Below are 24,969 nucleotides of genomic sequence, written 5' to 3' on the forward strand. Positions count from 1 at the left end.
AGTCTCGCTAGTAAGGTTTCAACTCTTTGGATCCTAAGACGCTAAGTCTTCGATCACTTGGCGGTGATTCCTCTGGCTGGTGAGTACTTCTCACCTTCCAAGCACCCTCGCTCACCCATCTACTTTTTCCATCGTTTCCTGAGATTGGACGCCAACCCTTTGCCAACAGCCAAGTTTGCTACAAAGATCGTGCGTCCCCTTCCCCATAGTCTCAGCGGATGGCTCAGGCCCATGGGATCCGTCAGGAGGCTGGCGTTCTGGATACCTACTGTTCTGGCCGCCGCCAGCCTTTCCTCGGCATGCAAGGCGAGCTCCAGCACGGACACATCCGGCGGAGGTGATGAGAGCCTATGGATCAGCGAAGCAGAACCTCCTGTCCACGGCGAGGCGAAGCCCTTGCCAAAGGGTGTTACTCCAGAACGTGAATCGCCACAGAATGTGGCGTTTACCTTTACGGCCTTTGGCGACGCGGGGTGGGCCAAGTCCCACTCTCCACGCCCCGTTTATCGGGCGGGATTCAAGCGATCGTTTCTTGCCTTCAGCCGGCCAGGTAACATTCTTGGTGATATCAGCTACATCAACTGGGAAACCAGTGTCGGACGCCGGTGCGATACCTTCTGGTCCAAGCCATCGGCCACCAGGTTTGCCTTCCTGACCCGGCCCGAAGAGCTGGAAGACGTTGTTCAAGTCGGCTTTAATCTCATTGGATTGGCCAATAACAATAGCTATGACTGTATCCGTTCTCCTGAAGGCAATGGCCCTATCCAATCCTACGGCCACCTTACTCGCATCCTGCAGAACCTTCGCCAAAAGGGTACGGTGGCTCTGTTCAGTGGGGTCTTCCTCACCCCTGACCATGAAGCGCCACAGGTCGACTTTCCGGTGGCTGGAGGTCAGGTGCCTGTGCGATTCCTCAGCGCCTATGTTGGCGGAGATGCCAAGCACTGCCGCCACATTGTTTGTGATCGGAACTTAGACCAGTTTTCTCCCGTGATGGCCAAGCATGCGGGATTGAGAGTCCTTGCGCTCCATAGCTGGGACCCTCGTAGCCATACACGACTCAAGGCTATCCTCCGCTCTTGGCTTGAAAAGGGCTTGGTCGATATTGCGATCGGGTCGGGCCCCCACGTCGCTGAGTCTGTGAAGGTGATCCAGACGCCTAGGGGCTCGGGGGTCCTCGCAACGAGTCTGGGCAACTTTATCCATCCAAGCCTCCTTCCCCAACCCAACAACATCGCCCTTCGCGCCAGGTGGACCTATGACCCAACTAGGCAGGTCCTCCGGCTGCACAATCTAAAGACCACAAAGGTCCGATGTGATGGAGAGATCTGTCGAAAGGGAAGGACTACCACAATAAGTCTCCCTAGTTTTGCCCGATGAGTATGAGGTTTTGCCAGGTATGGCAGATTCCAGCAGGGTCTGCAGCACCCGGATCACCCGCGACCCCTTTTGGTAGATCGTGGTGGTGTAGAAGTTGTCAATCGCCCTGCTCCACGTGCAGGCGCAGGTGTACCGTCCGGCTGCTGGCGGTAACGAACTTGTCGCGGATCTCCTCCAGCCGGCCCGCCACTATGGCGAACAGATAGGAGGGCTTGGGGAAGGGGTCGTCCCAGACGGCGTAATGGCGGGCTTCCCCGCCTGGCCCGGGCGGCAGCTCGCCGCTCCCGATGCCGTTGCCATTGGAGAGCAGCACCGGGCAGGTGTCCCGGTCGGCCTCGATCCGCACCCGGAAGCGGCTGAGCAGGTCGGGGCGATCCGGGAGATAGGTGATGCGGCGAAACCCTTCCGCCTCGCACTGGGTGGTGACCATCCCGCCGCTCACATACAGCCCTTTCAGGCTGGTGTTGGCCCGCGGATCGAGCCACACCGTGCTGGTGAGCACGAAGGGCCGCTGGGGCGGCTGCAGCACCAGCAGGCGGCCGTGCTCCAGCTGGAAAGCGTCGGCGGGCAGGGGAACGCCGTCGAGCTCCAGGGAACGCAGCTCAAGATCCACGCCCCTCAGCTCCAGCGGCCCGCCTGCACCAGGCCCGGGGAGGAACGCCAGTCGCGCCTCCACCAGGGCATGGTCGGCGAACAGGCGCACCGTCAGATCGGTGCGCTCGAGCCGGTAGGGCGCCGGACGGTAGTCGACGAGGTGGATAACAGTCATGGCAATAGTGAAGATGTAAAGGACAAGGAATGAGGACTATTTGAGGCTTACGTGGCGGATTGCTTCCTGATGGCGTCCTGAACCTTCTTCATGACGTCGGCCGGCACTTCCTTGGGGCAGATCTCAGCACCACCGATGACGGCCGAATTGAAGGCGCCGCGTCGCAGTTCCTTGATGGTGAGGGCCTTGGAGCCCACCTGTTGGATCTCACCCTTGTGCTTGAAGAGGAGCAGCTGGGCAATAGTTTCCCCCGCGATCCCCACCGACTTCTCGAAGTCGATGCCGGCGGCTCTAAGGATGCAGAAATTTACGGTGCCAATCCTGGTGTACAAACCCATCTCTATAGGAGTAGCGGCCAAAGCAACAACATGTGATTGAGAAGAATCGCCAAACATGTGCGTTGAATCCGAAGTCGACCTAGGATAAATAGGAAAGGCAATTACGGGCTCATGAAGAATCCCCATAGAGGCAGAATCTGACTCCCCTCCGGCAACTGAAGTCGTTACGGCAATCTCCCAGCTAGGCAAAGAACGAAATTGCCTAGGAAGAACATATGAATTGTCTGAGGAGAGTCCTTCAATCGCTATTGGTTCATCCGGTTTAATCTTTGAGAGTGAGTTGCTACTATGGAAGTGGGCGGAACCGGTTGGTATTGGTGAGTGCAAGGACGCCGAGCCTCCGGCTCCTTGCCTTTTGATGGCCTCATTAACTTTCCTCATAACGTCCGCCGGCACCTCCTTTGGACAAAACTCTGCCGCGCCGAGCACGGATGAATTAATCGCGCCTCGGCGCAGCTCTTCGATGGTGAGAGCCTTGGAACCCACCTCCTGGATTAAACCCTTATGCTGGCCAAGGATCAACTGAGCAATGGTTTCGCCGGCCACTCCCACTGCTTGCTCGAAACTGAGGCCTGCAGCGCGGGAAATGCAGGTATTGACAGCACCTATTCGCGTGTACAAAGCCATTTGCTTTGGAGTTGCGAAACCAGTAATGGAATTCGAAGAGTTGCTTAAATCAGTTCTCTTGAAGCCCTCTCCGACAGTAGATTCCCGTTGGATGATTCCTGCAGAGATATCGCTCGGTTGAGATCTGTCTGATCGACCCACCCAATTTGTGTATGAAGAAATTGGTATGCCTTGGTTTGTATTTGTCTTGACAGCAACGCCAAAAACTTCCGTTAGCTTGGCATCGGTTTCACCTTGGCCATGAAGGCCAACGAGATGCCCATTGATGTTCAGCACCGAGCCTCCGCTCATGCCAGGAAGAGTGGAGTTGTCGTACAATAATTGGTACCCTCCAGGAAGCCTTTCGCTCGCATTGTTGATGATTGCTCCCCTTAGAAATCGAAAGATACGAGATGGGATAGCACTTGTTGAAGATGGGTAGCCAGAAACATAGACTGGGGCGCCAATCCGCAAATCACTTGTGTTGCCTGACTTGGCTAGCTGATAGTCAATGGTACTACTGAATGTTAGCTCTCCAAGATCTATATCGCCAACTCTTCGAATGCTTCCAGCTTCTACTGGATGTTGACGGCCATCAGAAGTATAAACAGACAGCTCTTCTCCAGGGTTCTGCCCGCTCACCACATGCCAGGCTGTCAGCACCGTGTAGCGATTTCCGACCCGCTTGACCAGAACTCCCGAACCTTGAGTTGCACCTTCTATACGCACTGTGATGGCTTGGGCGACCTTGGCGACAGCTTCTTCGCTCTGTGCCTGAGCGGGTGCCAAGGAGATCAGAGGTGCTCCCATTGACAGGGCAGAAATCAACACAGTCGACGGACTCGCTGGTAAAAGCAGCAGTGCGGATCCTATCGATGCCAACATTCTTTTCAACTCAGCTCCCTTTGTGGTAACGCCAGTGCTCTCGTTCACCAGACCTTGCTGCTTGCATTGCCAATTGGTGACGGCAGCCTTGGCATGCCACAGTCCAGTCCAACTAGGACGTTCTGCTCTGCAGCTTTTGGAGGCCGCAATGCCTTCAGAGCGCTCTGGATAGTTGGCCATGCAATGCCCAGGGACACCAACTCCAATTTATCGTTCAGCTGCTTATCCACTGCTTTGCCTTGCTGGGTCTTCCATTGTCCAGGCCAGAGCGGATTGGCATGGGCACCATTGATGCCGATCAGTTCACCGCCGACAAACACGGCGCCCCCGCTCATCCCCTTCTCCACGGCAGCGGTGTAGGCCAGATTAAAGCCTCCTTGCAGCGGCTTGCTAAGCAAAGGTACCAACAGACCCGATCGCTCAGTGTATGGCGGGCCATCGGGGTGCATCTGCAGGGGCGTTGGATACCCGGATGCGATCACCACCGACAGTGAGGAAGCATCCACAGGTTTCCGGTATAGCGCAGCCACCATCAACGGCCCCGTGCTGCTGTGCGGCAACCAGAGCAGGGCTAGATCCAACTCGCTTTGGTGCTTCGATTGGTTGGCGGGCATCACCAAGGAGGGCAGTACCTGTCGATCGGCTGTGACTATGCAAACTGCCGTCTGCCCATGCACCACATGACGGTTGGTGACCACCTATTGGCCGCCAGAGGCGCTGCCGATCACAACGCCAGAGCCAAGCTGCGCACCAGTTGGCTCACGCTGTAGGACAGTAACGGACTGCCGATAGGTCAGTGCTCTGACCCTTGAAGCTGGCTTATCGGGAGTAGCGCGTGTCCGAACTGGCGGTTGCTGCTCTGCAGCGAAGGTGCAGCTACCATCCCCTATCAACAGGGTTACGGTGAGAGTGCTGGCGCGACTTGTCAAAAGAGAGGGCGGGCTGGCTGGGATGTGGCCGGACTTGCACCATTGCTGGCCTTGCCCTGGGCCGTGTCTAGCAGCTCATCGAGGCTCACATACAACCGACTGTACGTCTCGTTCAGGGGACCACGCGCCTTGACCCGGATGTCAAGAAGATTCCTTAAGGTGGAGGTGGCATCTTGCCCAGGCTTGAGGGTGTAAAGCAGGCCATCACAGCCACTCCCTTTGCTGGTAGCGGTGCAGATCACCGGCAAGCCATTCATACGGCCGGTAGTGATGTAGGCCAGGCGGCCCTGCCTGAGGAAGCCGTTAAAGCGGTCTGAAACCTCCTTGCAGCGACGTTCCTGACTCCAGCCGGCATCGTTGAACACGCTGCTGGTCCAGCGGATCACAGGCACCTGCCGGCCGTCGGCGGTGACCACAATTGTGGCCGGGGCACCGGCAGCCTTACCACAGACAAAGCCACGAGCGGAGACACTGGCAGAAACCGGCTGTTGCGCCAAGCTGACGCCCCAGCCGCATGCCAGGGCAACCAAGCCTGAAAGGAGGGGTTCACGCTTCATAGCTATTTACCAATCGTGTTCCAAATGTAGCTTGTCACGGCTGTTGTTCGTTCACATACCCAAATCAGAACAGCGGCTGGTCACGGTAGGCAGGCTCTTCTCGTGGGGCACTGGGTAACTGTGGCGTGGCTGGTAGTTGTGGGGCTGGCCTTGCCGCAGGTTTGCTCCAGGCAGGTTGTGCCGGCTGTGCGGGTTCGGCCTCGGGCATCGCTGGTGTGGAGATTTACTGATCCAGCGCATTGAGTTGTCTCCGTAACCGCTTTGCCTGGTTGGCTGAAAAACTGCGGGGAGGGATCTGATTCAACGCCTGCCGTGCCGTCTCCAGCTCACTATGGCGTGCATCACGGCCAACTGTTTGAGCGGCATCCAGCGCCTCAGAAGCACGTTGTAGCTGGATGAGGTCAGCTACCTCCTCCGCCAGGATTTCCCGGGCTTGCCTGGCTGTTATCTGCAGTTGCTCACGCTGCTTGTGCTGTGCAGAGGTCAGGCTGAGACCGCTAAGTTTGAGCAGCTCACGCTCCAGCTGCTCGGTCGCCTGGCGGTAGTCGGCAAGGCCCTTGGCGCGGCGAAGATCCTGTTCAGCCTTACTGCCAGCTTGGAGAGCTTGTTCCAAGGCAGGTTGAGCAGGTCGATCTGGGCAGAGCCCCAGGGGCCTACAGAGCTGCGGACTATTGAGTGACAACATGGCGCCTGCCGGCCAAAACAGCTCTCCCAGCAACGCCGGCCAGAATCGGCATGCGCTTTCGCGGAGGGGCAGTGACTTTGCGTTGCAGGGCTGGAGGCTCGAAAATCGGCTGTTGAGCAGAGCTTTCTACTGAGACACGGATCGGCATACCACCGTCCCTTCCCATGGAGCCCCCCCGTCTTTTCTCTGCAGTGGTATGCGGGTCACAAGATCCACTGGGAAGGTCCAGGAATCCGGAAAGCATCTCAACGAGGGCCTCGATCACCTGGAGCGAGAAGGTCGCTTGCATCGACTGCAGGAGAGCATTGCGCTCCAATGAACCACTACCACTGCCAGCTTTCCTGGTAAGGCTGCGGAATCCGGGCCGCGACACCAGATCCTTCAAGGGAAGGGCCAGCTCTCCATTGTTTCCCACTAGATCAGACACAACAGCCTGAAGGGACGCAGAAGGGGGCAGATCATCAGCGAGCTGGCGCACGTATGCCGCCAGTCGACCACCAACCGCCCTGTACTGGCTGCGTTGCTCGGGTGTCACGAGGCTCCTATATCCCAGCTAGAGATTGGCACCCAGAGTGGGTCCGGGCGTCGGGGCGTTGACCAAACAGCAGAACAACATGATTTTAGGTACAGTTTCAGCGCCTTGGGTTCGTCCCTAAAAACTTCAGGTGTACCTATTTTGTTCCCGAGCCACCCCCTGCCTGCTTCCTGATATCGCTGAGAATGCTATCCACATCTTTTCTCCAAGCAGGAGAGAGCGACTTACCGCAGATGGCCTCAACCCTTGGGACAATCTGAACAACGGCTCCGTTGAGGAGTTGTTCTGGGGTCAATTTGTTGGGATTGCCTGTCACGAGGAAGCCATGTCTCTGTGCCAGGACGCTTCCAACCATTTGGGCATTAGCACTGAGGGATTCTTTGAATGGCTGTTTCAGCTCAGACAAGGTGCACATGTTGATGGCCGCCATGGCCATGTAGGTCGTGATCTCGTCATCCGTTGCTGGCTTCGTTGGGGGAGGAGTCGCCCTGGGAGTCGCGGGCGGGCTTGCCTGTGCCAGTTCAGCATTGGCTGATGGGCTTGCCGACAGATACAGGCCAAACAAGGTAAGTGTGACGAGGAAGCGCTTGGCAAGCATTTTGGTTCCTACTGGGCTTCTTGATCATCCTCTATCGCTGGCCTGGGGCTCCTGACGTGGGCCGGTTGCCGATGGTGACCACGGCTGCCGCAGTTTCGCCCCATGCACCGTTCCATGCAGCGGCCCAGCCGCCGGGGCCCCGGCCCTGACAGCGATTAACCGATCGGCTCTCCCGCCGCCTCCAGCCGGATCTCGTGGTGGAGCTCCACCAGCTCGAGGCTGCCGTGGCGCCAGGTGTGGATCGAGCGGGAGCGGTAGCGGTCCTGGTCGACGAGGCGGATCTGTTCGAGCACTTCCCAGTCGTCGTAGTGGGACTGGAACGCCATGGTGTGCTCATCGATCTGGCGGATCTGGCTGACCGTGGGGGCCCCCGCCAGGTAGCCGCAGCTGCGCCGCAGCTGGTGACCGCACAGCCAGGCCTCCATCGTCCCCTCGGGCCGGTAGTCGGGTTTGCTGTCGAAGAACGGCTGCTGCCCCTCCGCCCACCAGGTGAACCGGTAGCCCTCATCCCCGTCCACCAGTTCGCTGTGGACCTCGATGCGCAGGTTCATGTCCACCCGCAGCACCGCGTCGTCCTCGGTGAAGAAGTAGGTGCGTCGCGACCGCCACAGCCCCAGGTTGCGGGCGAACCAGCGCCGCAGGCTGCTGTCGAGCCGGATGCGGCTCTGCACGGGGGAAACCCTGGAGAGACCGGGCTGGGTCGGTGTGGTCATGGCGGGCCCACCCAGGCTCACGGACGCGATCTCTGAAGTCCTAGCGACGTTTCCGGGTTCTGCCCAAAACCCCATAAGGTTGGGGGCGTTGCCGCATGCCTGCCTTTGCCGGTCCTGGGGGAGCCCGATGTCCCGCCCACCTCGCCGCCCACCTCGCCGGCGTCGGCGGTGGCCGAGGCCGTCACCGCCACCGGTGAGGCCCAGAAACCGCTCAAGCTGCTGCTGGTGGCGGCCCGCCATCACATGGCCTCCGCCGATCTGAGGGCCCTGCTGGCCTTCCTGAACTCCGAGGAGTGCACCTGCAAGCTGTCCCTCCAGGTGGCCGATCCGGCCGACCACCCCGAGTTGCTCGAACTGCACCGGCTGGTGGCCACCCCGGCCCTGATCAAGCTCGATCCCTTGCCCAAGCAGGTCTTCGCGGGCAACACCCTGGCCCAGCAGCTGCGCATCTGGCTGCCCCGCTGGCAGCAGATGGAGGTGGTCACCACCCTCGGGCTCAGCCTGCGGCCGGCGGAGATCGACGGCAGCCGCAGCCAGCGGGAGGTCCAGCTCGAGGACCAGCTGCTGGTGCTGCGTCAGGAGAACGAAACCCTGATCGAGCGGCTGGGCGTCCAGGAACGGCTGCTGCGCATGGTGGCCCACGAGCTGCGCACCCCCCTCACCGCCGCCAAGCTGGCCCTGCAGAGCCACGCCCTGGGCCAGATCGACGAGAGCCGCTTCCGCGACGTGCTCAACCGCCGGCTCGACGACATCGAGGCCCTCTCCAGGGACCTGCTGGAGGTGGGCACCACCCGCTGGGAGGCCCTGTTCAACCCCCAGCGCCTCGACCTGAGCCAGGTGGCGGCCGAGGCCATTCTGGAGCTGGAGAAGCTCTGGGTGGGTCGGGGCCTGCAGCTGGTCACCGACATCCCCGCCGACCTGCCCGACGTCCACGCCGACCAGCGGCGCATGCGCCAGGTGTTCCTCAACCTGCTGGAGAACGCCCTCAAGTTCACCCCGGACGGTGGCAAGGTGAGCCTCAGCCTCATGCACCGCACCAGCCAGTGGGTGCAGGTGAGCATCTGCGACAGCGGGCCGGGCATTCCCCGCGAGGAGCAGCACCGCATCTTCCAGGACCGGGTGCGGCTGCCCCAGACCTCCGGCACCACCTCCGGCTTCGGCGTGGGCCTGTCGGTGTGCCGCCGCATCGCCGAGGTGCACGGGGGCCGCATCTGGGTGGTGTCCGAGCCGGGTGAGGGCGCCTGCTTCAACTTCACCGTGCCGGTCTGGACCGGCCAGAGCTCCCCGGAACCGGACCGTTCCGCCCCCGGCCGGTCCGCCGCCGAGGACCTTCCTTGACGAAGGGTCCCTCCGGCCCGTAGCGTCCAGCACATCAGATCGGCGTCAAGCCGGCTGTGGCCTCGCCCCCATCGTCTAGAGGCCTAGGACACCTCCCTTTCACGGAGGCGACAGGGGTTCGAATCCCCTTGGGGGTATGCATCGGTTCCGGGCTCGGGACGATTTCGTCCTGACCCGCGCCTTTTTCTCAGATGGGTGCTGTTCAGAAGCTCCCAGGGCATGTCGCTGGCCTCAGGGCCTGATGGCGAAGCGCCTCAGAGTTGCTGGGCGCGGCGCTGGGCTTCCCGCTGCACGCCCCGCAGGTTGCTGGCCAGATCCTCCTTGAGCCGCTGCTCGATCAGGCCGATCGGCATGCCCGGCTTGCCCTGCACGGTGAGGTCGTAGAGGAGCCAGGTGCTGGTGTCGTCGGCGCCCACCTGCCAGACGCCCTGGAAGCAGCGGAAATCACCCTCCAGCATCCGGAAGGCCAGGCGGCCCTGCTCCGGCTCCTCGTTCAGCTCCAGCTGGACGCGGGCACTGAAGCGCAGACCGCAGAACTGCTGGGTTCCCACCTGCTCCAGGGCCACCAGGTTGCCGCGGCGCCAGAGCTGGCGGGAGCTGGCCAGGTTGGGGATGAAGCGGTCGAGGTGGTCGTAGTCGGTGAGCACCGCCCAGATCCACTCAGGGGCGAGATCAAGGCGAAGCTGCACCGCCAGGCGCCGAGTGCCCTGGGGGAGACGCTCCATCTCCTGCTGAATCGTGTCGAGGGCGCAACTGGCCTCTCTGGCGACCATGGCCTCGTTTGACGGGAGGTGCACGGGGCTGGGAAACGACGCCAGAAGCTGTGCCAAGACGGATCGGAGCTCGCTCGGGGCTTGCGTGAGGGTGGCAGCGGTCGGCACCGGGAATGGTGCGACGGAACACAAACTAACCGGTGTGTCCGGATTCCGGTCAACGAATCCGCACCGAGGGGGTGTGGGCCGAGTTCTCTATGATCGGCCCGATTTTCGGCTCCGACGCCCGCATGCGTGTTTCCACCGGCAAGGCCACCCAGTCCGACGGCCGCATGTTCACGGTTGTGGTCGAAGGCTTCGGCGTCGGCGTGCAGCGGCGGGCCGAGCGGCGGATCACCGTGCCCTTCCCCCAGCTGCAGCGCCTGATGCAGACCATCGCCCAGCAGGGCGGTCGCATCAAGGCCGTGACCGCCGAGGAGGTCCCCGCAGACTCCGCCTCCCCGGCCGCCTCTGACGCTGCCGTCTCCGACCCCCCGGCCGCCACCTCCACCCCCGCCAAGAAAGCCCCCGTGAGCCACGCCGACGTCCCGGTCAACCTCTACAAGCCGAAGGATCCCTTCATCGGCACCGTCACCGGTAACTACAGCCTCCTGGCCGAGGGGGCCATCGGCCGGGTGAACCACATCACCTTCGACCTCTCGGAAGGCAACCTCCACTACGTGGAGGGTCAGAGCATCGGCATCATTCCCGATGGCGAGGACGCCAACGGCAAGCCCCACAAACTGCGTCTCTATTCGATCGCCAGCACCCGCCACGGCGACAACTGCGAGGGCGGCACCGTCTCCCTCTGCGTCCGCCAGCTCCAGTACGAGAAGGACGGCAGCACCATCAACGGCGTCTGCTCCACCTTCCTCTGCGACATCGAACCGGGCGCCAAGGTGAAGATCACCGGCCCGGTCGGCAAGGAGATGCTCCTGCCCCCCGATGAGGACGCCAACATCATCATGCTGGCCACCGGCACCGGCATCGCTCCGATGCGTGCCTACCTGCGCCGCATGTTCGAGCCGTCCGAGCGCGCCAAGAACCCCGAATACCAGTTCCGCGGCAAGGCCTGGCTGATCATGGGGGTCCCCAAGACGCCCAACCTCCTCTACGAGGACGACTTCCAGCGCTACCTGACCGAGTACCCGGAGAACTTCCGCTACACCAAGGCCATCAGCCGCGAGCAGCAGAACCCCAGCGGCGGCCGGATGTACATCCAGGACCGCGTCACCGAGCACGCCGATGAGATCTTCTCCCTGATCGAGGATCCCAAGACCCACGTCTACATGTGCGGTCTGCGCGGCATGGAGCCCGGCATCGACGAGGCCATGACGGCCGCCGCCGCCGCCAAGGGCCTCGACTGGAGCGAACTGCGGCCCCAGCTCAAGAAGGCCGACCGCTGGCACGTCGAGACCTACTGACCCTGGCCCCGGACCCGTCCCCGCCTGTGCCCCAAGGCCCGCCTCTGGCGGGCTTTTTCATGGGCGACGATCCGAGAATGCACACACCGGCCGGCTCCCTGCGGCGGCGATGCAGCGGGATGTCGGGGCAGCCGTTAAACCAGGGTGATCGGACGCCCTCCCCATGACCGCCATCCTCACCAACCCCCTGCGGGTGGGTCTGCGCCAGGAGCGGGTGATCTCGCCCCAGTGCATCGTCATCTTCGGGGCCAGCGGTGATCTCACCCACCGCAAGCTGATTCCGGCGCTGTTCGAGCTGTTCCGCCAGAGACGGCTGCCGAGCGAATTCGCCGTGCTCGGCTGCGCCCGGCGCCCCTGGAGTGACGAGGAGTTCCGCGAGAAGATGGGCGCCGCCCTGGCCGATGAGATCGCCTCCCATCGCACCGCCTGGGAGCAGTTCGCCCAGGGCCTCTTCTACGAGCCGGTCGACCTGCAGCAGAGCGAGCACCTGGTGCGCCTCGGCCAGCGCCTGGAGAGCATCGACCGGCTGCGGGCCACCCGGGGCAACCGCACCTTCTACCTCTCCGTCTCGCCGGAGTTCTACGGCAGTGGCTGCCGCGCCCTGGCCGGTGCCGGCCTGCTGGCCGATGCCGAGCGCAGCCGGGTGGTGATCGAGAAGCCCTTCGGCCGCGACTACGCCAGCGCCCAGGCCCTCAACAAGGTGGTGCAGGCGTGCGCCAAGGAAAGCCAGGTGTTCCGCATCGACCATTACCTGGGCAAGGAAACGGTCCAGAACATCCTGGTGCTGCGCTTCGCCAACACGATCTTCGAGCCGATCTGGAACCGCAACTACATCTCGAGTGTCCAGATCACTGCGGCCGAAACCGTGGGGGTGGAGGAGCGGGCCGGCTACTACGAGTCGTCCGGCGCCCTGCGGGACATGGTGCAGAACCACCTCACCCAGATCCTGGCCCTCACCGCCATGGAGGCTCCGGGCCGCTTCGATCCGGAGGCCATCCGCAACGAGAAGGCCAAGGTGCTGCAGTCGGCCAGCCTGGCCAACGAGGCGGAGCCCTGGAAGTGCTGCGTGCGGGGCCAGTACGCCGCCGGCGGCAGCATGGCCCGGCCCCTGCCCGGCTACCGCCAGGAGCCGGGGGTGAACGCCAACAGCACCACGGAAACCTATGTGGCCATGAAGGTGGCCATCAACAACTGGCGCTGGCAGGGGGTGCCCTTCTACCTGCGCACCGGCAAGCGGCTGCCGAAGCGCCTCAGCGAGGTGGTGCTCACGTTCCGTGAGGCCCCGGTGCACCTTTTCGACGCCGCCGGTGGCGCCCCCACCCCCAACCAGCTGATCCTGCGCATCCAGCCCGATGAGGGCGCCGAGTTCAAGTTCGAGGTGAAGGCCCCCGGTTCCGGGATGCGCAGCCGCCCGGTCGACATGGCCTTCAGCTACGACGAATCCTTCGGTGAGCCCTCCGACGAGGGCTACGTGCGGCTGCTCGCCGACGCCATGCTGGGCGATCCCACCCTGTTCACCCGCAGCGACGAGGTGGAGGCGGCCTGGCGGCTGTACACCCCGCTGCTGGCGCTGATCGAGGAATCCCCCTGGCAGCTGCCGGTCCAGCCCTACGAAGCCCGCACCTGGGGGCCGGCCGCCGCCGATGGCCTCCTGGCCAGCGACGGCCTGATCTGGCGGCGTCCCTGAGACACGGCTCCAGGGCCCCGCGCCCCTTCCCTTCCGCAGCCCTGCGACTCCTGCCCCCCCTCCCGCGCCCATGGCTCCCCAGCTCACCCTCCAGGCCCCCCTCGATCTGCCGCCCGAGGAGGTCAACCCCTACCTGCACCGCCTCTGGACCCATGATCTGGAGGGCTCCACCGGGGCCGCCACCTTCACCCTGGTGGTGTGGGAGCCCTCCTGGCTGGAGCAGCAGATGGTGCGCATCGGCCGGGTCGACGGGCCGATCACCGGCCTGCTGCGCGAGGAGCTGCTGGAGGCGGCCCGCCTGGCCGTGCCCGAGACCGGTCTGCCGTACAGCACGGCACCCATGGATCCCCGCCTGGCCTGGGCCATCGGCCAGAAGGAGGGGCACCACCGCACCGAAGACCTGCGCGGCCAGTTCGTCGAGAGCGCCATCAGCGCCCACATGCCCCGGCGCCTGATCACCCTGGCCCCCACCCTCGACCCGGGCCATCCGCTCGAGACCCTGGTGGCGGCCTACTGCCCCCTGCCGGAGGAGGGGGGCGCCGGCGCCGCCTGCGGCGACGTGGTGGTGCTGCGCGGCGGCATGGGCGCCCTCAAGCAGAGCCTCGATCTGATCGGCTCCCTTGTGGACGACTCCCTGCCCTGCTGGGTGTGGTGGAACAGCAGCCTGGATGAGCCCTCCGAGATGCTGGAGGCCCTGGCGCCGGTGCCCCGGCGGCTGGTGATCGACAGCTCCCTCGGGGAGCCGCGCCGCTGCCTCGACCTGATGCTGGCCCGGATCAGCGCCGGTCAGGCCGTCAACGATCTCAACTGGCTGCGGCTGCGCACCTGGCGCGAATCCCTGGCCATGGTGTTCGATCCCCCGTCCCGCCGCGATGCCCTCGGCCACGTGGTGCAGCTCGACATCGATGTGGAGGGGGACCACCCGGTGAAGGGGCTGCTGCTGGCCGCCTGGATCGCCGACCGCCTCGGCTGGCACCTGATCACCAGCTACGCGGTGGAGGTGGACGGGCCGGGCCCGGGGATCACGGCGGAGTTCGAGCGCACCGACGGGGTGGCGGTCCAGTTCACCCTGATGCCCGTGCCCATGGGCGCGCCCAAGACCCACCCCGGCGCCATCGTCGGCATGCGGCTGATCTGCGAACCCCAGCAGCGCCCGCCCCTGTGCGTGATTCTCTGCTCCGAGTCCGGCGGCTGCATGCGGCTGGAGTCCGGTGGCATGGCCAGCATGGAGCTGGCGGAGGGGGTGGTACCCCTGCCGGAGGAGAGCGAGGAGATGGAGATGGCCCGCCTGCTCTCGGGGGGCCACGATTCCACCTCACCGCTGCTGGCGGCGGCCGCCCCGCTGGCGGCGAGCCTGCTGCCAGGCTGAGGCACCTTCCGCCGGAGCGGCCGATGCCGCCGACCGCATGAGCTGCCTGATCGCGGCCCCCTGCAGCGGCAGCGGCAAGACCCTGCTGAGCCTCAGCCTGGCGGCCGTGGCCCGGGCGCGGGGGGAGACCATCCAGCCCTTCAAGGTGGGACCCGACTACCTCGACCCCCAGCTGCTGGGGGCGGTGGCGGGCCGGCCCTGCCGCAACCTCGATCCGCTGCTCTGCGGCGAGGAGTGGGTGCGGCGCAGCTACCGCTGGCATGGCGGCCGGGCCGGACGGGTGCTGGTGGAGGGGGTGATGGGCCTGTTCGACGGCCGCGGGGCCGGCAGTGAGGGCAGCTCCGCCGCCGTGGCCGCCCTGCTGGGGCTGCCGGTGGTGCTGGTGGTGGAAGCGTCGCGCCAGGCCGGCAGCCTGGCGGCCCTAGTGCGCGGCTTCCGCGACCACGGCCCGCCCCGGGTGACCCTGGCCGGGGTGGTGCTGAATCGGGTCGGAAGCGAACGGCACCGGCGCCTCCTGGCCGAGGCCCTGGCCGCCATCGAGGTGCCCCTGCTGGGGGTGCTGCCCAGCCACCCCAGCCTGGAGCTGCCCTCCCGCCACCTGGGCCTGCTCACCCCCGGGGAGCTGGGGGATCTGGGCGAACGCCAGCGGATCTGGGCCGCTCTGGCCGAGGAGCACCTCGACCTGGCGCGGCTGTGGCCGCTGCTGGCGCCGCCGGCGCCGGCTCCGGAACGGCGTGATCCGATCCGCTGGTGCCTCGACGAGGTCCCGCCGGAGCCGGCCGCCGCCGGGGCTGCGGCGGGGTCCGCCCTGGGTGATGGAGCCGGCGGGGCCGGAACCCCCCTGCCCGTGGCGATCGCCAGCGATGCCGCCTTCCATTTCCGCTACCCGGAAGCCCAGGAGCTGCTGCAGGCCTGCGGCCTCAGCCCCGTGCCCTGGAGCCCCCTGGCCGACGATCCCCTGCCGCCGGACTGCCGGGCGGTGCTGCTGCCCGGCGGCTACCCCGAACTCCATGCTGCCCGCCTGGCGGCCAGCCGCCGCAGCCTCGGATCCCTGCGGGCCGCCGCCCGGGGCGGCCTGCCGATCGTGGCCGAGTGCGGCGGCCTGCTGCTGCTGGGTCGGGAGCTGGAGGATCCGGACGGCCTGCCCCACCCCATGGCCGGGCTGCTCCCCTTCCGCGCCCGCCGGGGGCCCCTCAGCCTCGGCTACCGCCAGGCGGTGCCGGAGGTTGACGGGCTGCTGGTGCGCCGCGGTGAATCCCTCTGCGGCCATGAGTTCCACCGCTGGCAGCTGCTGCCCCAGCCCTCCGGCGGCGACGTGTTGGCAGAGGCCCAGAGCCTGTGGCAACTTGAAGGCTGGGGATCACCCGGGAGGATCGAAGGATGGAGCGCCCCGACCGTTCACGCCACCTGGCTGCACCTCCACTGGGCTGGATGCCCGGCGATTCCCTCGAGACTGGCCAGATCCGCCGCCAGCGCCGTGCCGCTGCCGAGGAACGCCGTTTCCTGCAACCCAGTCTCCGGGTGACGGCCACGCCCCAGGAGCGCTGGCGCATGAGCGTGCGCGGTCTGGTGCAGGGGGTGGGTTACCGGCTGGGTTGCCGCCAGAAGGCCATCGACCTGGGCCTCAGCGGCTGGGTGCGCAACCGTCCCGACGGTTCGGTGGAGGTGGAGGCCGAGGGGCTGCCGGACCGCCTGGTGGAACTGCGCCTCTGGTGCGAGAAGGGTCCCCAGGGTGCCCAGGTGAGTGGCGTCACCAGCGGCCAGGTGGCCGTGGCGGGCACCGACTGGTTCGAGATCCGCCCCTGAGCACCGGCGGCCGCCGGACAGCAGCGTCACGGCACCGGACAATGGGGCGTCACGGACCGCAGCGATGCCGACCCCCAGCCTCTGGAGCGAACTGTTCGGATTCGGCCTGGCGATCAGCTTCAGTCCGCTGCACATCGGCCTGCTGCTGCTGATCCTGCTGGGCCCCAGCCCGCTCCGCCGGGGCAGCTGGTTCGTGTTCGGCTGGCTTCTCACCTCCGCGGCGGCCATCGCCCTGCTGCTGACCGTCGGCCACGGCCTGCTGCTCACCATGGAGCGGGGCACCGACCAGCGCACCGGCCTCGACCTGCTGGGGGCGGGCGGACTGCTGGCCCTCGGCCTCAACGGCCTGCTCAACAGCCGCCAGGGGGGCGGCCCCCCCGGCTGGACCCGCCGGCTGGATGGCTTCTGCGCCCTGCCCCTGCCGCTCCTGCTCGGCCTCAGCGCCGCCGTGCAGGTGTCGAGCCCCGACGACCTGTTCCTCTATGCCAGGACCGCCGCCAGCCTGCTGGAGGCTGGGCTGAGCCGGCCCAGGGAGGTGCTGACCACGGCGGTCTTCAGCCTGTTCTCCGGCACCCTGCTGCTGCTGCCCCTGGCTGGACTGGTGCTGGTGGGACAGGAGCGGCTGCTGCCGGTGCTCCAGGCGGGCAAGCTCTGGCTGTTTGACAACGCCGAACTGATCGTGGCGGCCCTCTGCTTCGGCCTCGCCGTCTACCTGGGCTGGCAGGGGGTGGAAGGACTGCGGGCGGGGTGAGGCTCAGGGGCCGGCCGGGGGCTCCTCGGCCTCCAGGATCCGGCCCAGATATTTGGGGTCGTGCAGGGTGCCGTGGCGGGAGAGGGGCAGCACGCGCTCCTTCGGCAGGCCCGGCAGGGGCTGGCGGGAGCGCAGCGTCAACCAGCGCCGCACCAGAACCACCACGCCCACCAGGGCCGCAGTGATCCCCAGGGCGCCCACGTCAGTCAGCAGCTCCGTGCCGGCGGACCCGCCGTGGGTTCCGGCGTCGGCAGGCTTGGCATCCGGGGCCGGGGCGGTGCCGACCCACTTGAAGGCTCCGGCCTGGGGAGTCGCCATGGCGAACGGTGCGGACGGGGGACGGGATTCCAGCACGAATCGGACGTCCACCACGAGTCCATCCTTAAGAGAGTAACCGGTCAGGGCGGTAGGTGCATCTCCGCTTCAGGCCCTGCTGGCGGCGTCGCCGGTGTCCCGGAGCCAGCGGTCCCAGCGCTCCCGCTCGCCAGCGTCCGCGGCCCCCGCCATCAGGGTCACCGCCTGGCTGGCCCGGCTCACCGCCACGTAGACCAGCCGCTGGCGCAGTGGCTGGTCCCGGGGCCAGAAGACGTCTTCGTCGATGAACACCTCGCCGAAGGTGCTGCCCTGGCTGCGGTGGACGGTGAGCACGGCCGCCGGCCCGAGGGAGGCGAAGGCATCGCGGACCAGGAAGAAGCGGCGCCAGAGGGCCTTGCCGTCCTTCTGGCCCGCCTCCCGGGCCTGCAGCCGCAGCCCCTCCAGCACCCTGTCCAGGCAGGCCCGCGCTGCGCTGCCGATCGGCGGCAGCAGGCGCAGGTTGAGCTGGGCCTCCCCCGCCTCCACGGTGGCGGTCAGGGTGTCGATCACCGCCGCGCCGAGGGAGGCATCGACGCCGAACTCGGCCAGATCGCAGCGGTCGGGCCGCACGTCCCGCACCACCAGCTCCCGGTTGCTGCCCAGCAGCAGGTCCGGCTCCTCGGCGGCGGCGTCCCCTTCCCGGCAGGCCGGCGCCATCACGGCCGTGCGGGTGATGAGCACCTCGCCGGGCAGCACCGGCAGCTGGTCGGCCATGGCGCCATGCAGGGCACGACGGGCGATCGGCACCAGCCGCTCCAGGGAGCGGTTCGTGTAGCAGAGGATCCGGGCCAGGTCGGGATCGTCGGCTTCGGCGCTGCGGCGCAGGCCCGCCTGGGCGGCCGCCAGCCAGTCGGTCCGCCCCAGCAGCGACACCCGGCCCTCGGCGGTGCGCACCGGATCCAGCAGCGGCGGCCGGCGGCAGGGCAGGGCCCCTTCCCGCAGGCCGCCGGCCAGGCGCAGCACCGGCCCCCCATGGCGGACCACGTGGGTCAGGGCCACCCGCCGGGCCCGTCCCAGGGCGAACACCGGACTGCGCTCCTCCCCCACCGGCGGCAGCTGGGCCGGATCCCCCACGAACACCAGCCGGGTGCGGTAGGCCTGGGCGCAGCGCAGGGTGATCTCCAGCAGGCCGCCGTCCACCATGGAGGCCTCGTCGACCAGCACCAGAGCCAGGTTCTCCAGGGCCAGGGCGGTCTGCAGGGTCTCCTCGCAGCGCTCCCGGTCCCCCTGGCGCTTCAGCTTGAGTCGCAGCAGGCGGTGGATGGTGGAGGGGTACCAGGTGGGGTGCAGACCCGCCAGGGCGAGGTGGTGGCGCAGCACGCCCACCGCCTTGTGGGTGGGGGCGACCACCGTCCAGCAGAGGCCGGCCCGCTCCGCCTGGGCCAGGAACCGCATCGACAGGAAGGTCTTGCCGGTGCCCGCGTAGCCCTCCAGCACGAACGGCACCCCATCGGCCGGCGCCTCCAGCCAGGCGGCGAAGGCGGCGGCCGCCTGCTGCTGGTCGTCGCTCAGGCCGGCGTGATCGCTCACCCCAGCGGCAGCCAGCCGGCGCCCTGGGCGATCTGCAAGGGGGAGCCCAGCAGGGCCAGGCCCGGCAGTGCCACCAAGGGCCCGATCAGGCTGCCGACCAGCACCTCCGGGCGGGTGTGGCCGAGGTTCTCCTTCAGGGGGCGCAGCAGCGGGGGGCCCTCCGACGGCCCGTCCTGGGGATGGGTGTCCCAGAGACCGTCGGGGAGCCCGTTCACGCGCTGGGCCGTCAGTCCGGCCGCCCGCCGCACGCCGCTGGCGTCGTAGAGGACGATGAAGCAGAGCACGGCCGCCAGGGCGAACAGGGGATCGGCGAACCCCAGCTCCCAGCCCAGGCCCGCGGCGGTGCCCGTCATCAGGGAGGAATGGCTCGACGGCATGCCGCCCGTCTCGACCAGCACCGCCGGGCGCCAGCGGCGATGGACCACCAGCTCGATCAGCAGCTTGGAGAGCTGGGCCACGCCGCAGGCGGCCAGGCCCCAGGCGAGCACGCCGTTGGCCAGCAGCTCGCCGAGGGCATCCAGTGCAGCGATGGTCTCGCTCATCGGTCGCGACTGGTGATGTAGTCGGCCAGGGCCAGCAGGGGGGCGGCCTTGGCGCTCCACGGCTCCAGCACCGCCTTGGCTTCGCCCACCAGGGCATCGGCGCGCCGGCGCGACTCCTCCAGGCCCAGCAGCTTGGGGTAGGTGGTCTTGTCGGCGGCCAGGTCCTTGCCCGCCGTCTTGCCCAGCACATCGCTGCTGGCGGTGACATCGAGGATGTCGTCGATGATCTGGAAGGCCAGGCCGATGCCGCGGGCGTAGGTGCGCAGGGCCGTCAGCAGCTCCTCGGAGGCCCCGGCGATCAGGGCGCCCGAGATCACGCAGGCCCGCAGCAGGGCGCCGGTCTTGTGGAGATGGATGTATTCGAGGGTGTCGAGGTCCACCTGGCGGGCCTCGCACTCCAGGTCCACCACCTGGCCGCCCACCAGGCCGGGGGCGCCGGAGGCCAGGGACAGCTCGCCCACCACCTGGAGCAGCCGTTCGGCGGGAACCCCCGGGCTGCGCAGGGCCACCATCTCGAAGGCGCGGGTCAGCAGGGCGTCGCCGGCCAGGATGGCCTTGGCCTCGCCGTACACCTTGTGGTTGGTGGGCCGGCCGCGGCGCAGGTCGTCGTTGTCCATGGCGGGCAGGTCGTCATGGATGAGCGACATGGTGTGGATCATCTCCATCGCCACCGCCGTGGGCATGGCCAGGTCGGCGTCGCCGCCCGCCAGCTCGCAGGCCGCCAGGGTGAGGATCGGCCGCAGGCGTTTGCCGCCCGCCAGCAGGGAGTAGCGCATCGCCTCCCGCAGCGACTCGGGCCGCTCGGGACCGAGGGCACTCTCCAGGGCGGCCTCCACCCGCCAGCGGGCCGCCTCCAGATAGGCGGTGAAGTCGAAAGCCGTGCTCACCGCCGGGGCCATGGGGTCCTGAGTCTTCGCGCGGATTCTCTCAGGCTGCGAGCCGGGCGCCGCCGCCTTGATGATTCGACACGCTTCGAAGTCCCCACGTGAAGCCCGGTGAAGGTGTGCGGCCCGGAAACGGCATTAGCGCCATTCTGAGCGCAGTGGCGCTTCTGCGCGCGATGCAGGCCCCTCTGGACAGCGAGCCGGACCTGGTACCCCTGATCTGCGGCAGCCTGAGTGGCCTGCTGCTGGCCGGTCTGCTGCTGGCGTCGGGTCTGGTCCGGATCGGCCTGGGTGTCCCCCTGCTGGTGGGCAACGGCGAGCCCCACGATGCGACCCGCACCATGGCGTCGCGGCCCTAGCCCCTGAGCCAGCCTGGGACGTGGCTTGTTCTCAGTGCCGCAGATCAGCCAGCTCCGACGTGTCCAGCCCGTGGCGCTCGCACCAGGCCAGCACGGTGTTGACCAGCAGCATCGCCACCGTCATCGGCCCCACCCCACCGGGCACCGGCGTGATCGCCGCCGCCAGCGGCTCGACCGTTTCGTAGTTCACATCACCGCAGAGCCGGCCCTCCAGCCGGTGGATGCCCACGTCCACCACCACCGCTCCCTGTCGGACGTGCTGGGCGCCGATCAGCTGGGGGCGGCCGGCCGCCACCACCAGGATCTCGGCCTCCTGGGTCACCTCGGCCAGATGATGGGTGCGCGAATGGGCCATGGTGACGGTGGCATCGGCGGCCTGGAGCATCAGGGCCATCGGCTTGCCCACCAGGATGCTGCGGCCGACCACCACGGCCCGGGCGCCGGCAATCGGCACGGCGGCAGTCCTGAGCAGGGCCATCACCCCGGCCGGTGTGCAGCTGCGCGGCCCCCGCTCCCCCTTGAGGAGGCGCCCCAGGTTGAGGGTGTGCAGACCATCGGCGTCCTTGTCCGGGTCGATCGCCGCCAGCAGCGGCCCCTCATCGAGGCCCTGCGGCAGGGGCAGCTGCAGCAGGATGCCGTCGACCGTCGGGTCGGCATTGAGGCGCCCGATCAGGGCCAGCACCTCCCCGGCCGGGGTGTCCGCCGCCAGATGGTCCCCGTGGCTGCGGATGCCGACACGGCGACAGGCCTTCTCCTTGTTGGCCACGTAGACGCCGCTGGCGGGGTCGTCCCCCACCCGCAGTACGGCCAGACCGGGGGGCCGTCCCGCCACAGCCAGCCCATCGGCGATCACGGCGTTCAGCCGTTCCTCGATCGCCGCCGCCAGTCGCCTGCCATCGAGAAGGGTGGCCATCGGGGGGAAGCGCTGCCGGTCCCCAGCATGCACCGACACCACCCGGAAAGGGAGCCGCATCCGTTGGCTAGCCTGGACCGATGAGATTCGGGCTGCGGCGGATCAGGGGTTTGTGGCGCCACTTGCTGCGGCTCGAGCGTCCCCGCCAGGCCCTGGTGGCCTGGCGCCCCGGGGGCGGCCTGCCGGTGCTGCTGCTCTGCCTTCTGGTGGCCCTGCTCTCCAGCTGGCCCTGGCTGGTGGAGCCGAACCTGCGTCCCGGCATGCCGGCGCCCTTCACGGCCCGCGCCCCCACCGACGCGACGGTGATCGACAGCACCGACCTGGAGCAGCGCCGCAGCCAGATGCTGCCCCGCAGCCAGATCCAGGTGGTCGACCCCCAGGCCAGTGAAGCCCTGGTGCAGCAGCTGGAGCTGCGGCTGCAGCGGGTGCGCCAGACGGTTGCCGACGACCAGCCCCGGCCCGATTCCCTCAATCTCACCGAACAGGAGCGCCGCTGGCTGATGGGGCTGACTCCCCCTGAGCTGATGCGCTGGAAGGTCTCCCTGCGACGGGCCCAGCAGCGGATGCTCAGCCAGGGCGTCGTCGCCAGCCTCTCCGAGGGCCAGCTGCTCACAGCCGCGGAGCTCCAGCTGCAGGACCTCTCGCCCCCCGCCCGCAGCCTGGGCAGCCGCCTGCTGGCCGCCAGCCTGCAGGGCCGCACCAACCTCCGCAGCGACAGCTTTCTCAGCCAGCGCCGCATCGAGGACCTGCTCACCCGCCAGGGGCTGCCCACGATCCGGGTGCGCAAGAACGACCTGATCACCCGGCAGGGGGAGCCGATCAGCCCCCAGGCCTTCGATGTGCTCGAGCACTTCGATCTGGTCAACCATCGCCCCCGGCCCGTGGCCTGGCTGGGCCGCTTCAGTGAGGCCCTCGCCGCCTGCGGGGTGATGCTGCTGGTGATGCGCCGCTGGCGCGCCAGCCTCGAGCCGCGCCAGGCCCTGCTGACCCTGGCGATGCTGGTGCTGGTGCAGGGGTGCAAACTCTGGCTCGGCAGTCAGGTCAGCCCCCTGGCCCTGCTGGTTCCCCCCACCCTGCTGCTCTCCCAGGGGCTGGGCACGGCCGCCGGCCTGGCCTGGCTGGCCGTGGCCGCCATGCTCTGGCCGGTCCCCGTCGAGGGCCTGCTGGTGCCCCAGCTGGGGGTGGCGGCGGTGGTGGCCGCCGTTGCGGCGGTGCTGGCGGGGCGGCAGCGCAACCGGGCCCAGCTGCTGCAGCTGGCCCTGCTCCTGCCCGTTGGCGCGGTTCTGCTGCAGTGGCTGCTGATCCACCTGTTCCATCTGCACAGCTTCGAGGCCTCCGCGGGGCCGTTCAGCGGCACGGATCTGCTGCAGGAGGCCCTGCTGGTGGCGGGACTGCTGATGGCGGGACTGCTGCTGGCACCGCTGGTGGAGAGCTTCTTCGGCCTGCTCACCCGGGCCCGGCTGATGGAGCTGGCCGATCTGGAGCGGCCGCTGCTGCGGCGCCTCTCGATGGAGGCCCCGGGCACCTTCGAGCACACCCTGATGATCTGCGGCCTGGCCGAGGAGGGGGCCCGCGCCATCCAGGCCGATGTGGACCTGATCCGAACCGGCGCCCTGTACCACGACGTCGGCAAGCTGCATGGCCCCCAGTGGTTCATCGAGAACCAGGAGCAGGGGGCCAATCCCCACGATGAACTGGACGATCCCTTCGCCAGTGCCGCCATTCTCCAGGCCCATGTCGACGAAGGGCTCAAGCTGGCCCGCCGCTACCGGCTGCCCCGCCCCCTGGCCGATTTCATCCCCGAGCACCAGGGCCGGCTGAAGATGGGCTACTTCCTCCACCAGGCCAAGGAGCGGGACCCTTCGGTGCGGGAGGAGCAGTTCCGCTACCGCGGTCCGGCGCCCCGCAGCCGGGAGACGGCGATCCTGATGCTGGCCGACGGCTGCGAGGCGGCCCTGCGCTCTCTGCCGCCGGGCACCACCGAAGCCGAGGCCCGGGCCATGGTCCGGCGGCTGGTGGAGGCCCGCCAGAACGACGGCCAGCTCGACGGCAGCGGCATCTCCCGGGCGGAGCTGGAGCTGGTGATCCGCGCCTTCGTGCGGGTCTGGAAGCGCATGCGCCACCGGCGCATTCCCTACCCCATCCCCCCTCGCAAGGCCTTCAGCGCCTGAGTCGCAAGCGCCCCAGCGACCGGCCCACCACCAGCCCCAGCGTCACGACCGCCAGGCCCCCCAGCAGGCTGACCAGCACCACAGCGAGCGCTTCATCGGCGCGTCCGCGCCGCAGCGCCAGGCTGATCTCCAGCATCCAGCTGCTGAAGGTGGTGAGCGAGCCGCAGAAGCCGATGGCGCCGAGCAGCAGCAGCCGGGGCCGGGGGGGACGCTGGGCGGCGATCACACCGATCAGGAAGGTGCCGATCAGGTTGGCCACCAGGTCGGCCTCGATCAGCCCGTTGGGAAGACCCTCCCAGCCCTTGCCCAGGTCCTCCAGGCGCCAGCGCAGCAGGGCACCGGGCACCGCGCCCGCCGCCACCAGCAGCAGGTCCCGGGCCTCTCGGCGCAGGCTGGGGGGGCTTTCGCTCGGGGATGGCGCCATGGTTCCTCCCTAGCTGCCGCCGATGGCCAGGCCGGCACCCGCGGCCAGCAGGCCCCCCAGCACCGAGCCGCCGCAGAGCAGGACGGCCTCGCGGCGCTGCTGGCGGTGGAGGGTCTCGTGCAGTTCGGCGATCCAGGTGGAGAAGGTGCTGAAGCTGCCCAGGAAGCCCGTGCCCAGCAGCAGCAGGGTGCGACCGGCTGCCCCGCCGCAGCTGGCCTCCAGGCTCACCAGCAGGCCGATGGCGAAGCAGGCGATCAGGTTCACGCCGAAGGTGCCCCAGTGCTTGCGGGGCAGCATCGGCTCGAAGTGGTTGACCACCCGGAAGCGCAGCCAGGCCCCCGGCACCGCGCCGATCGCGACGAACAGGGCGTCGTTGTCCATCGGACCGGCCACCTCAGCGCCTCCCCTCCAGCAGGGCCCGCAGCTTGCGTTCCAGCACCACCGACGCCGGCACCAGCGTGATCAGGTTGGCGGCGATCACCGGCCCGTCGGCCCGCAGCAGGCCGTAGACCGCCCAGGCCAGCACCCCCAGCGTGAACAGGCCATACATCCGCAGCGAGATGGCGCTGGTGTCGCCGCTGCGCACGGTCTTCAGCGCCTGGGGGAACAGGCTCAAGGTGGTGAGGGAGGCGGCTCCGTACCCGAGGGCACTCACCGTGAACGACTCCAT

At 67.4% G+C, this 24,969-nt stretch carries 24 protein-coding genes, 1 tRNA gene and 1 pseudogene; 10 read left to right on the top strand and 16 right to left on the bottom strand.

Annotated elements, in window-relative coordinates; translation table 11 throughout:
* Positions 1–1,480 precede the first annotated feature (1,480 nt).
* The 7 genes and pseudogenes from CYAGR_RS16270 to CYAGR_RS01310 all read right to left on the bottom strand — a co-directional run.
* A pseudogene (locus tag CYAGR_RS16270) lies at positions 1,481–2,149 on the bottom strand (aminopeptidase N); the annotation flags it as partial.
* Between the two features lie 47 nt (positions 2,150–2,196).
* Positions 2,197–4,026 (bottom strand): S1 family peptidase, encoded by a 1,830-nt coding sequence (locus CYAGR_RS18060; protein ID WP_172637142.1) that lies wholly within the window; start codon positions 4,024–4,026, stop codon positions 2,197–2,199.
* The gene (locus CYAGR_RS16800; RefSeq protein WP_071881540.1) at positions 4,023–4,676 is read right to left on the bottom strand and encodes a S1 family peptidase; all 654 of its coding nucleotides are present in this window, start codon (positions 4,674–4,676) and stop codon (positions 4,023–4,025) included. Before CYAGR_RS16800 ends, CYAGR_RS18060 begins: the two co-directional genes overlap by 4 nt.
* 227 nt (positions 4,677–4,903) lie before the next feature.
* On the bottom strand, positions 4,904–5,464 hold the full coding sequence (locus CYAGR_RS16805) for a COP23 domain-containing protein (RefSeq protein ID WP_015107955.1): 561 nt from the start codon (positions 5,462–5,464) through the stop codon (positions 4,904–4,906).
* 223 nt (positions 5,465–5,687) lie between these two features.
* Positions 5,688–6,077: a hypothetical protein gene (locus CYAGR_RS18065; protein WP_156818354.1), complete on the bottom strand. Its 390-nt coding sequence runs from the start codon at positions 6,075–6,077 to the stop codon at positions 5,688–5,690.
* 743 nt (positions 6,078–6,820) lie between these two features.
* Positions 6,821–7,282 carry a hypothetical protein gene (locus tag CYAGR_RS18070; protein WP_015107956.1) on the bottom strand — a complete coding sequence of 154 codons (462 nt, stop codon included), beginning with the start codon at positions 7,280–7,282 and terminating at the stop codon, positions 6,821–6,823.
* A gap of 155 nt (positions 7,283–7,437) precedes the next feature.
* Positions 7,438–7,995, bottom strand: a complete 558-nt coding sequence (locus CYAGR_RS01310; protein WP_015107957.1) for a hypothetical protein — start codon at positions 7,993–7,995, stop codon at positions 7,438–7,440.
* Between the two features lie 243 nt (positions 7,996–8,238).
* On the opposite strand from CYAGR_RS01310, the gene CYAGR_RS01315 reads away from it, so the two are divergent.
* Positions 8,239–9,333, top strand: coding sequence for a histidine kinase (locus CYAGR_RS01315; RefSeq protein WP_245552695.1), 1,095 nt, complete (start codon positions 8,239–8,241; stop codon positions 9,331–9,333).
* Between the two features lie 64 nt (positions 9,334–9,397).
* Positions 9,398–9,470, top strand: a tRNA-Glu gene (locus CYAGR_RS01320).
* A 117-nt stretch (positions 9,471–9,587) separates the two neighbouring features.
* Here the strand turns inward: CYAGR_RS01320 and CYAGR_RS01325 are convergent.
* Complete coding sequence (locus CYAGR_RS01325; RefSeq protein WP_015107959.1) at positions 9,588–10,106, bottom strand: SRPBCC family protein; 519 nt, start codon at positions 10,104–10,106, stop codon at positions 9,588–9,590.
* A gap of 230 nt (positions 10,107–10,336) precedes the next feature.
* On the opposite strand from CYAGR_RS01325, the gene petH reads away from it, so the two are divergent.
* The 6 genes from petH to CYAGR_RS01355 all read left to right on the top strand — a co-directional run bounded on the left by petH (position 10,337) and on the right by CYAGR_RS01355 (position 17,122).
* A complete protein-coding gene (petH, locus tag CYAGR_RS01330) occupies positions 10,337–11,509 on the top strand; it encodes a ferredoxin--NADP reductase (RefSeq protein WP_043326144.1) in 1,173 nt (390 codons plus the stop codon).
* 163 nt (positions 11,510–11,672) lie between these two features.
* Positions 11,673–13,196, top strand: a complete 1,524-nt coding sequence (gene zwf / locus CYAGR_RS01335; protein WP_015107961.1) for a glucose-6-phosphate dehydrogenase — start codon at positions 11,673–11,675, stop codon at positions 13,194–13,196.
* Positions 13,197–13,266: 70 nt separating this feature from the next.
* The gene (locus CYAGR_RS01340; protein ID WP_015107962.1) at positions 13,267–14,565 is read left to right on the top strand and encodes a glucose-6-phosphate dehydrogenase assembly protein OpcA; all 1,299 of its coding nucleotides are present in this window, start codon (positions 13,267–13,269) and stop codon (positions 14,563–14,565) included.
* Between the two features lie 37 nt (positions 14,566–14,602).
* Positions 14,603–16,090 (top strand): cobyrinic acid a,c-diamide synthase CobB, encoded by a 1,488-nt coding sequence (locus tag CYAGR_RS01345; RefSeq protein ID WP_015107963.1) that lies wholly within the window; start codon positions 14,603–14,605, stop codon positions 16,088–16,090.
* Positions 16,087–16,371: an acylphosphatase gene (locus CYAGR_RS01350; RefSeq protein ID WP_015107964.1), complete on the top strand. Its 285-nt coding sequence runs from the start codon at positions 16,087–16,089 to the stop codon at positions 16,369–16,371. The genes CYAGR_RS01345 and CYAGR_RS01350 overlap by 4 nt, the downstream gene beginning before the upstream one ends.
* Positions 16,372–16,435: 64 nt before the next feature.
* Entirely contained in the window at positions 16,436–17,122 is a 687-nt protein-coding gene (locus CYAGR_RS01355; RefSeq protein WP_015107965.1) for a GAP family protein, read from the top strand.
* A gap of 3 nt (positions 17,123–17,125) precedes the next feature.
* Here CYAGR_RS01355 and CYAGR_RS01360 read toward each other — a convergent pair whose 3' ends face one another.
* Genes CYAGR_RS01360 through crtE form a run of 4 tightly spaced genes read right to left on the bottom strand, consistent with a single transcriptional unit; the run spans position 17,126 to position 20,447 of the window.
* Positions 17,126–17,491 (bottom strand): hypothetical protein, encoded by a 366-nt coding sequence (locus CYAGR_RS01360; RefSeq protein ID WP_216593360.1) that lies wholly within the window; start codon positions 17,489–17,491, stop codon positions 17,126–17,128.
* A gap of 54 nt (positions 17,492–17,545) precedes the next feature.
* Positions 17,546–19,006, bottom strand: a complete 1,461-nt coding sequence (locus CYAGR_RS01365) for an AAA family ATPase (protein WP_015107967.1) — start codon at positions 19,004–19,006, stop codon at positions 17,546–17,548.
* The gene (locus tag CYAGR_RS01370) at positions 19,003–19,548 is read right to left on the bottom strand and encodes a divergent PAP2 family protein (RefSeq protein ID WP_015107968.1); all 546 of its coding nucleotides are present in this window, start codon (positions 19,546–19,548) and stop codon (positions 19,003–19,005) included. The genes CYAGR_RS01365 and CYAGR_RS01370 overlap by 4 nt, the downstream gene beginning before the upstream one ends.
* On the bottom strand, positions 19,545–20,447 hold the full coding sequence (gene crtE, locus CYAGR_RS01375) for a geranylgeranyl diphosphate synthase CrtE (RefSeq protein WP_015107969.1): 903 nt from the start codon (positions 20,445–20,447) through the stop codon (positions 19,545–19,547). Before crtE ends, CYAGR_RS01370 begins: the two co-directional genes overlap by 4 nt.
* Positions 20,448–20,608: 161 nt before the next feature.
* Here crtE and CYAGR_RS01380 point away from each other — a divergent pair, with 161 nt between their 5' ends.
* Positions 20,609–20,791: a hypothetical protein gene (locus tag CYAGR_RS01380; RefSeq protein ID WP_043325301.1), complete on the top strand. Its 183-nt coding sequence runs from the start codon at positions 20,609–20,611 to the stop codon at positions 20,789–20,791.
* A 31-nt stretch (positions 20,792–20,822) separates the two neighbouring features.
* Here CYAGR_RS01380 and folD read toward each other — a convergent pair whose 3' ends face one another.
* Entirely contained in the window at positions 20,823–21,704 is an 882-nt protein-coding gene (gene folD, locus CYAGR_RS01385) for a bifunctional methylenetetrahydrofolate dehydrogenase/methenyltetrahydrofolate cyclohydrolase FolD (protein ID WP_015107971.1), read from the bottom strand.
* An 80-nt stretch (positions 21,705–21,784) separates the two neighbouring features.
* Between folD and CYAGR_RS01390 the strand changes: the two genes are divergently transcribed.
* A complete protein-coding gene (locus CYAGR_RS01390; RefSeq protein ID WP_015107972.1) occupies positions 21,785–23,875 on the top strand; it encodes an HDIG domain-containing metalloprotein in 2,091 nt (696 codons plus the stop codon).
* On the opposite strand, the gene CYAGR_RS01395 is transcribed toward CYAGR_RS01390, so the two are convergent.
* From CYAGR_RS01395 to CYAGR_RS01405, 3 genes are read right to left on the bottom strand one after another with little or no spacing between them, the layout of a single operon-like run.
* Entirely contained in the window at positions 23,865–24,299 is a 435-nt protein-coding gene (locus tag CYAGR_RS01395) for a FluC/FEX family fluoride channel (protein ID WP_015107973.1), read from the bottom strand. The genes CYAGR_RS01390 and CYAGR_RS01395 overlap by 11 nt on opposite strands.
* A 9-nt stretch (positions 24,300–24,308) precedes the next feature.
* Positions 24,309–24,680 (bottom strand): FluC/FEX family fluoride channel, encoded by a 372-nt coding sequence (locus CYAGR_RS01400; protein WP_015107974.1) that lies wholly within the window; start codon positions 24,678–24,680, stop codon positions 24,309–24,311.
* 13 nt (positions 24,681–24,693) lie between these two features.
* Positions 24,694–24,969 (bottom strand): SemiSWEET family sugar transporter, encoded by a 276-nt coding sequence (locus CYAGR_RS01405; RefSeq protein ID WP_015107975.1) that lies wholly within the window; start codon positions 24,967–24,969, stop codon positions 24,694–24,696.

Source organism: Cyanobium gracile PCC 6307 (assembly GCF_000316515.1).
In the GTDB taxonomy this organism is placed as follows: Bacteria; Cyanobacteriota; Cyanobacteriia; order PCC-6307; family Cyanobiaceae; genus Cyanobium; species Cyanobium gracile.

What these genes read in the sequence shown, in the direction of transcription:
- CYAGR_RS16805 (WP_015107955.1), bottom strand. Translation starts at nt 5,464, where the DNA reads ATGAAGCGTGAACCCCTCCTTTCAGGCTTGGTTGCCCTGGCATGCGGC.
- CYAGR_RS18070 (WP_015107956.1), bottom strand. Translation starts at nt 7,282, where the DNA reads ATGCTTGCCAAGCGCTTCCTCGTCACACTTACCTTGTTTGGCCTGTAT.
- CYAGR_RS01310 (WP_015107957.1), bottom strand. Translation starts at nt 7,995, where the DNA reads ATGACCACACCGACCCAGCCCGGTCTCTCCAGGGTTTCCCCCGTGCAG.
- CYAGR_RS01315 (WP_245552695.1), top strand. Translation starts at nt 8,239, where the DNA reads ATGGCCTCCGCCGATCTGAGGGCCCTGCTGGCCTTCCTGAACTCCGAG.
- CYAGR_RS01325 (WP_015107959.1), bottom strand. Translation starts at nt 10,106, where the DNA reads ATGGTCGCCAGAGAGGCCAGTTGCGCCCTCGACACGATTCAGCAGGAG.
- petH (WP_043326144.1), top strand. Translation starts at nt 10,337, where the DNA reads ATGCGTGTTTCCACCGGCAAGGCCACCCAGTCCGACGGCCGCATGTTC.
- zwf (WP_015107961.1), top strand. Translation starts at nt 11,673, where the DNA reads ATGACCGCCATCCTCACCAACCCCCTGCGGGTGGGTCTGCGCCAGGAG.
- CYAGR_RS01340 (WP_015107962.1), top strand. Translation starts at nt 13,267, where the DNA reads ATGGCTCCCCAGCTCACCCTCCAGGCCCCCCTCGATCTGCCGCCCGAG.
- CYAGR_RS01345 (WP_015107963.1), top strand. Translation starts at nt 14,603, where the DNA reads ATGAGCTGCCTGATCGCGGCCCCCTGCAGCGGCAGCGGCAAGACCCTG.
- CYAGR_RS01355 (WP_015107965.1), top strand. Translation starts at nt 16,436, where the DNA reads ATGCCGACCCCCAGCCTCTGGAGCGAACTGTTCGGATTCGGCCTGGCG.
- CYAGR_RS01370 (WP_015107968.1), bottom strand. Translation starts at nt 19,548, where the DNA reads ATGAGCGAGACCATCGCTGCACTGGATGCCCTCGGCGAGCTGCTGGCC.
- crtE (WP_015107969.1), bottom strand. Translation starts at nt 20,447, where the DNA reads ATGGCCCCGGCGGTGAGCACGGCTTTCGACTTCACCGCCTATCTGGAG.
- CYAGR_RS01380 (WP_043325301.1), top strand. Translation starts at nt 20,609, where the DNA reads ATGCAGGCCCCTCTGGACAGCGAGCCGGACCTGGTACCCCTGATCTGC.
- folD (WP_015107971.1), bottom strand. Translation starts at nt 21,704, where the DNA reads ATGGCCACCCTTCTCGATGGCAGGCGACTGGCGGCGGCGATCGAGGAA.
- CYAGR_RS01390 (WP_015107972.1), top strand. Translation starts at nt 21,785, where the DNA reads ATGAGATTCGGGCTGCGGCGGATCAGGGGTTTGTGGCGCCACTTGCTG.
- CYAGR_RS01395 (WP_015107973.1), bottom strand. Translation starts at nt 24,299, where the DNA reads ATGGCGCCATCCCCGAGCGAAAGCCCCCCCAGCCTGCGCCGAGAGGCC.
- CYAGR_RS01400 (WP_015107974.1), bottom strand. Translation starts at nt 24,680, where the DNA reads ATGGACAACGACGCCCTGTTCGTCGCGATCGGCGCGGTGCCGGGGGCC.
- CYAGR_RS01405 (WP_015107975.1), bottom strand. Translation starts at nt 24,969, where the DNA reads ATGGAGTCGTTCACGGTGAGTGCCCTCGGGTACGGAGCCGCCTCCCTC.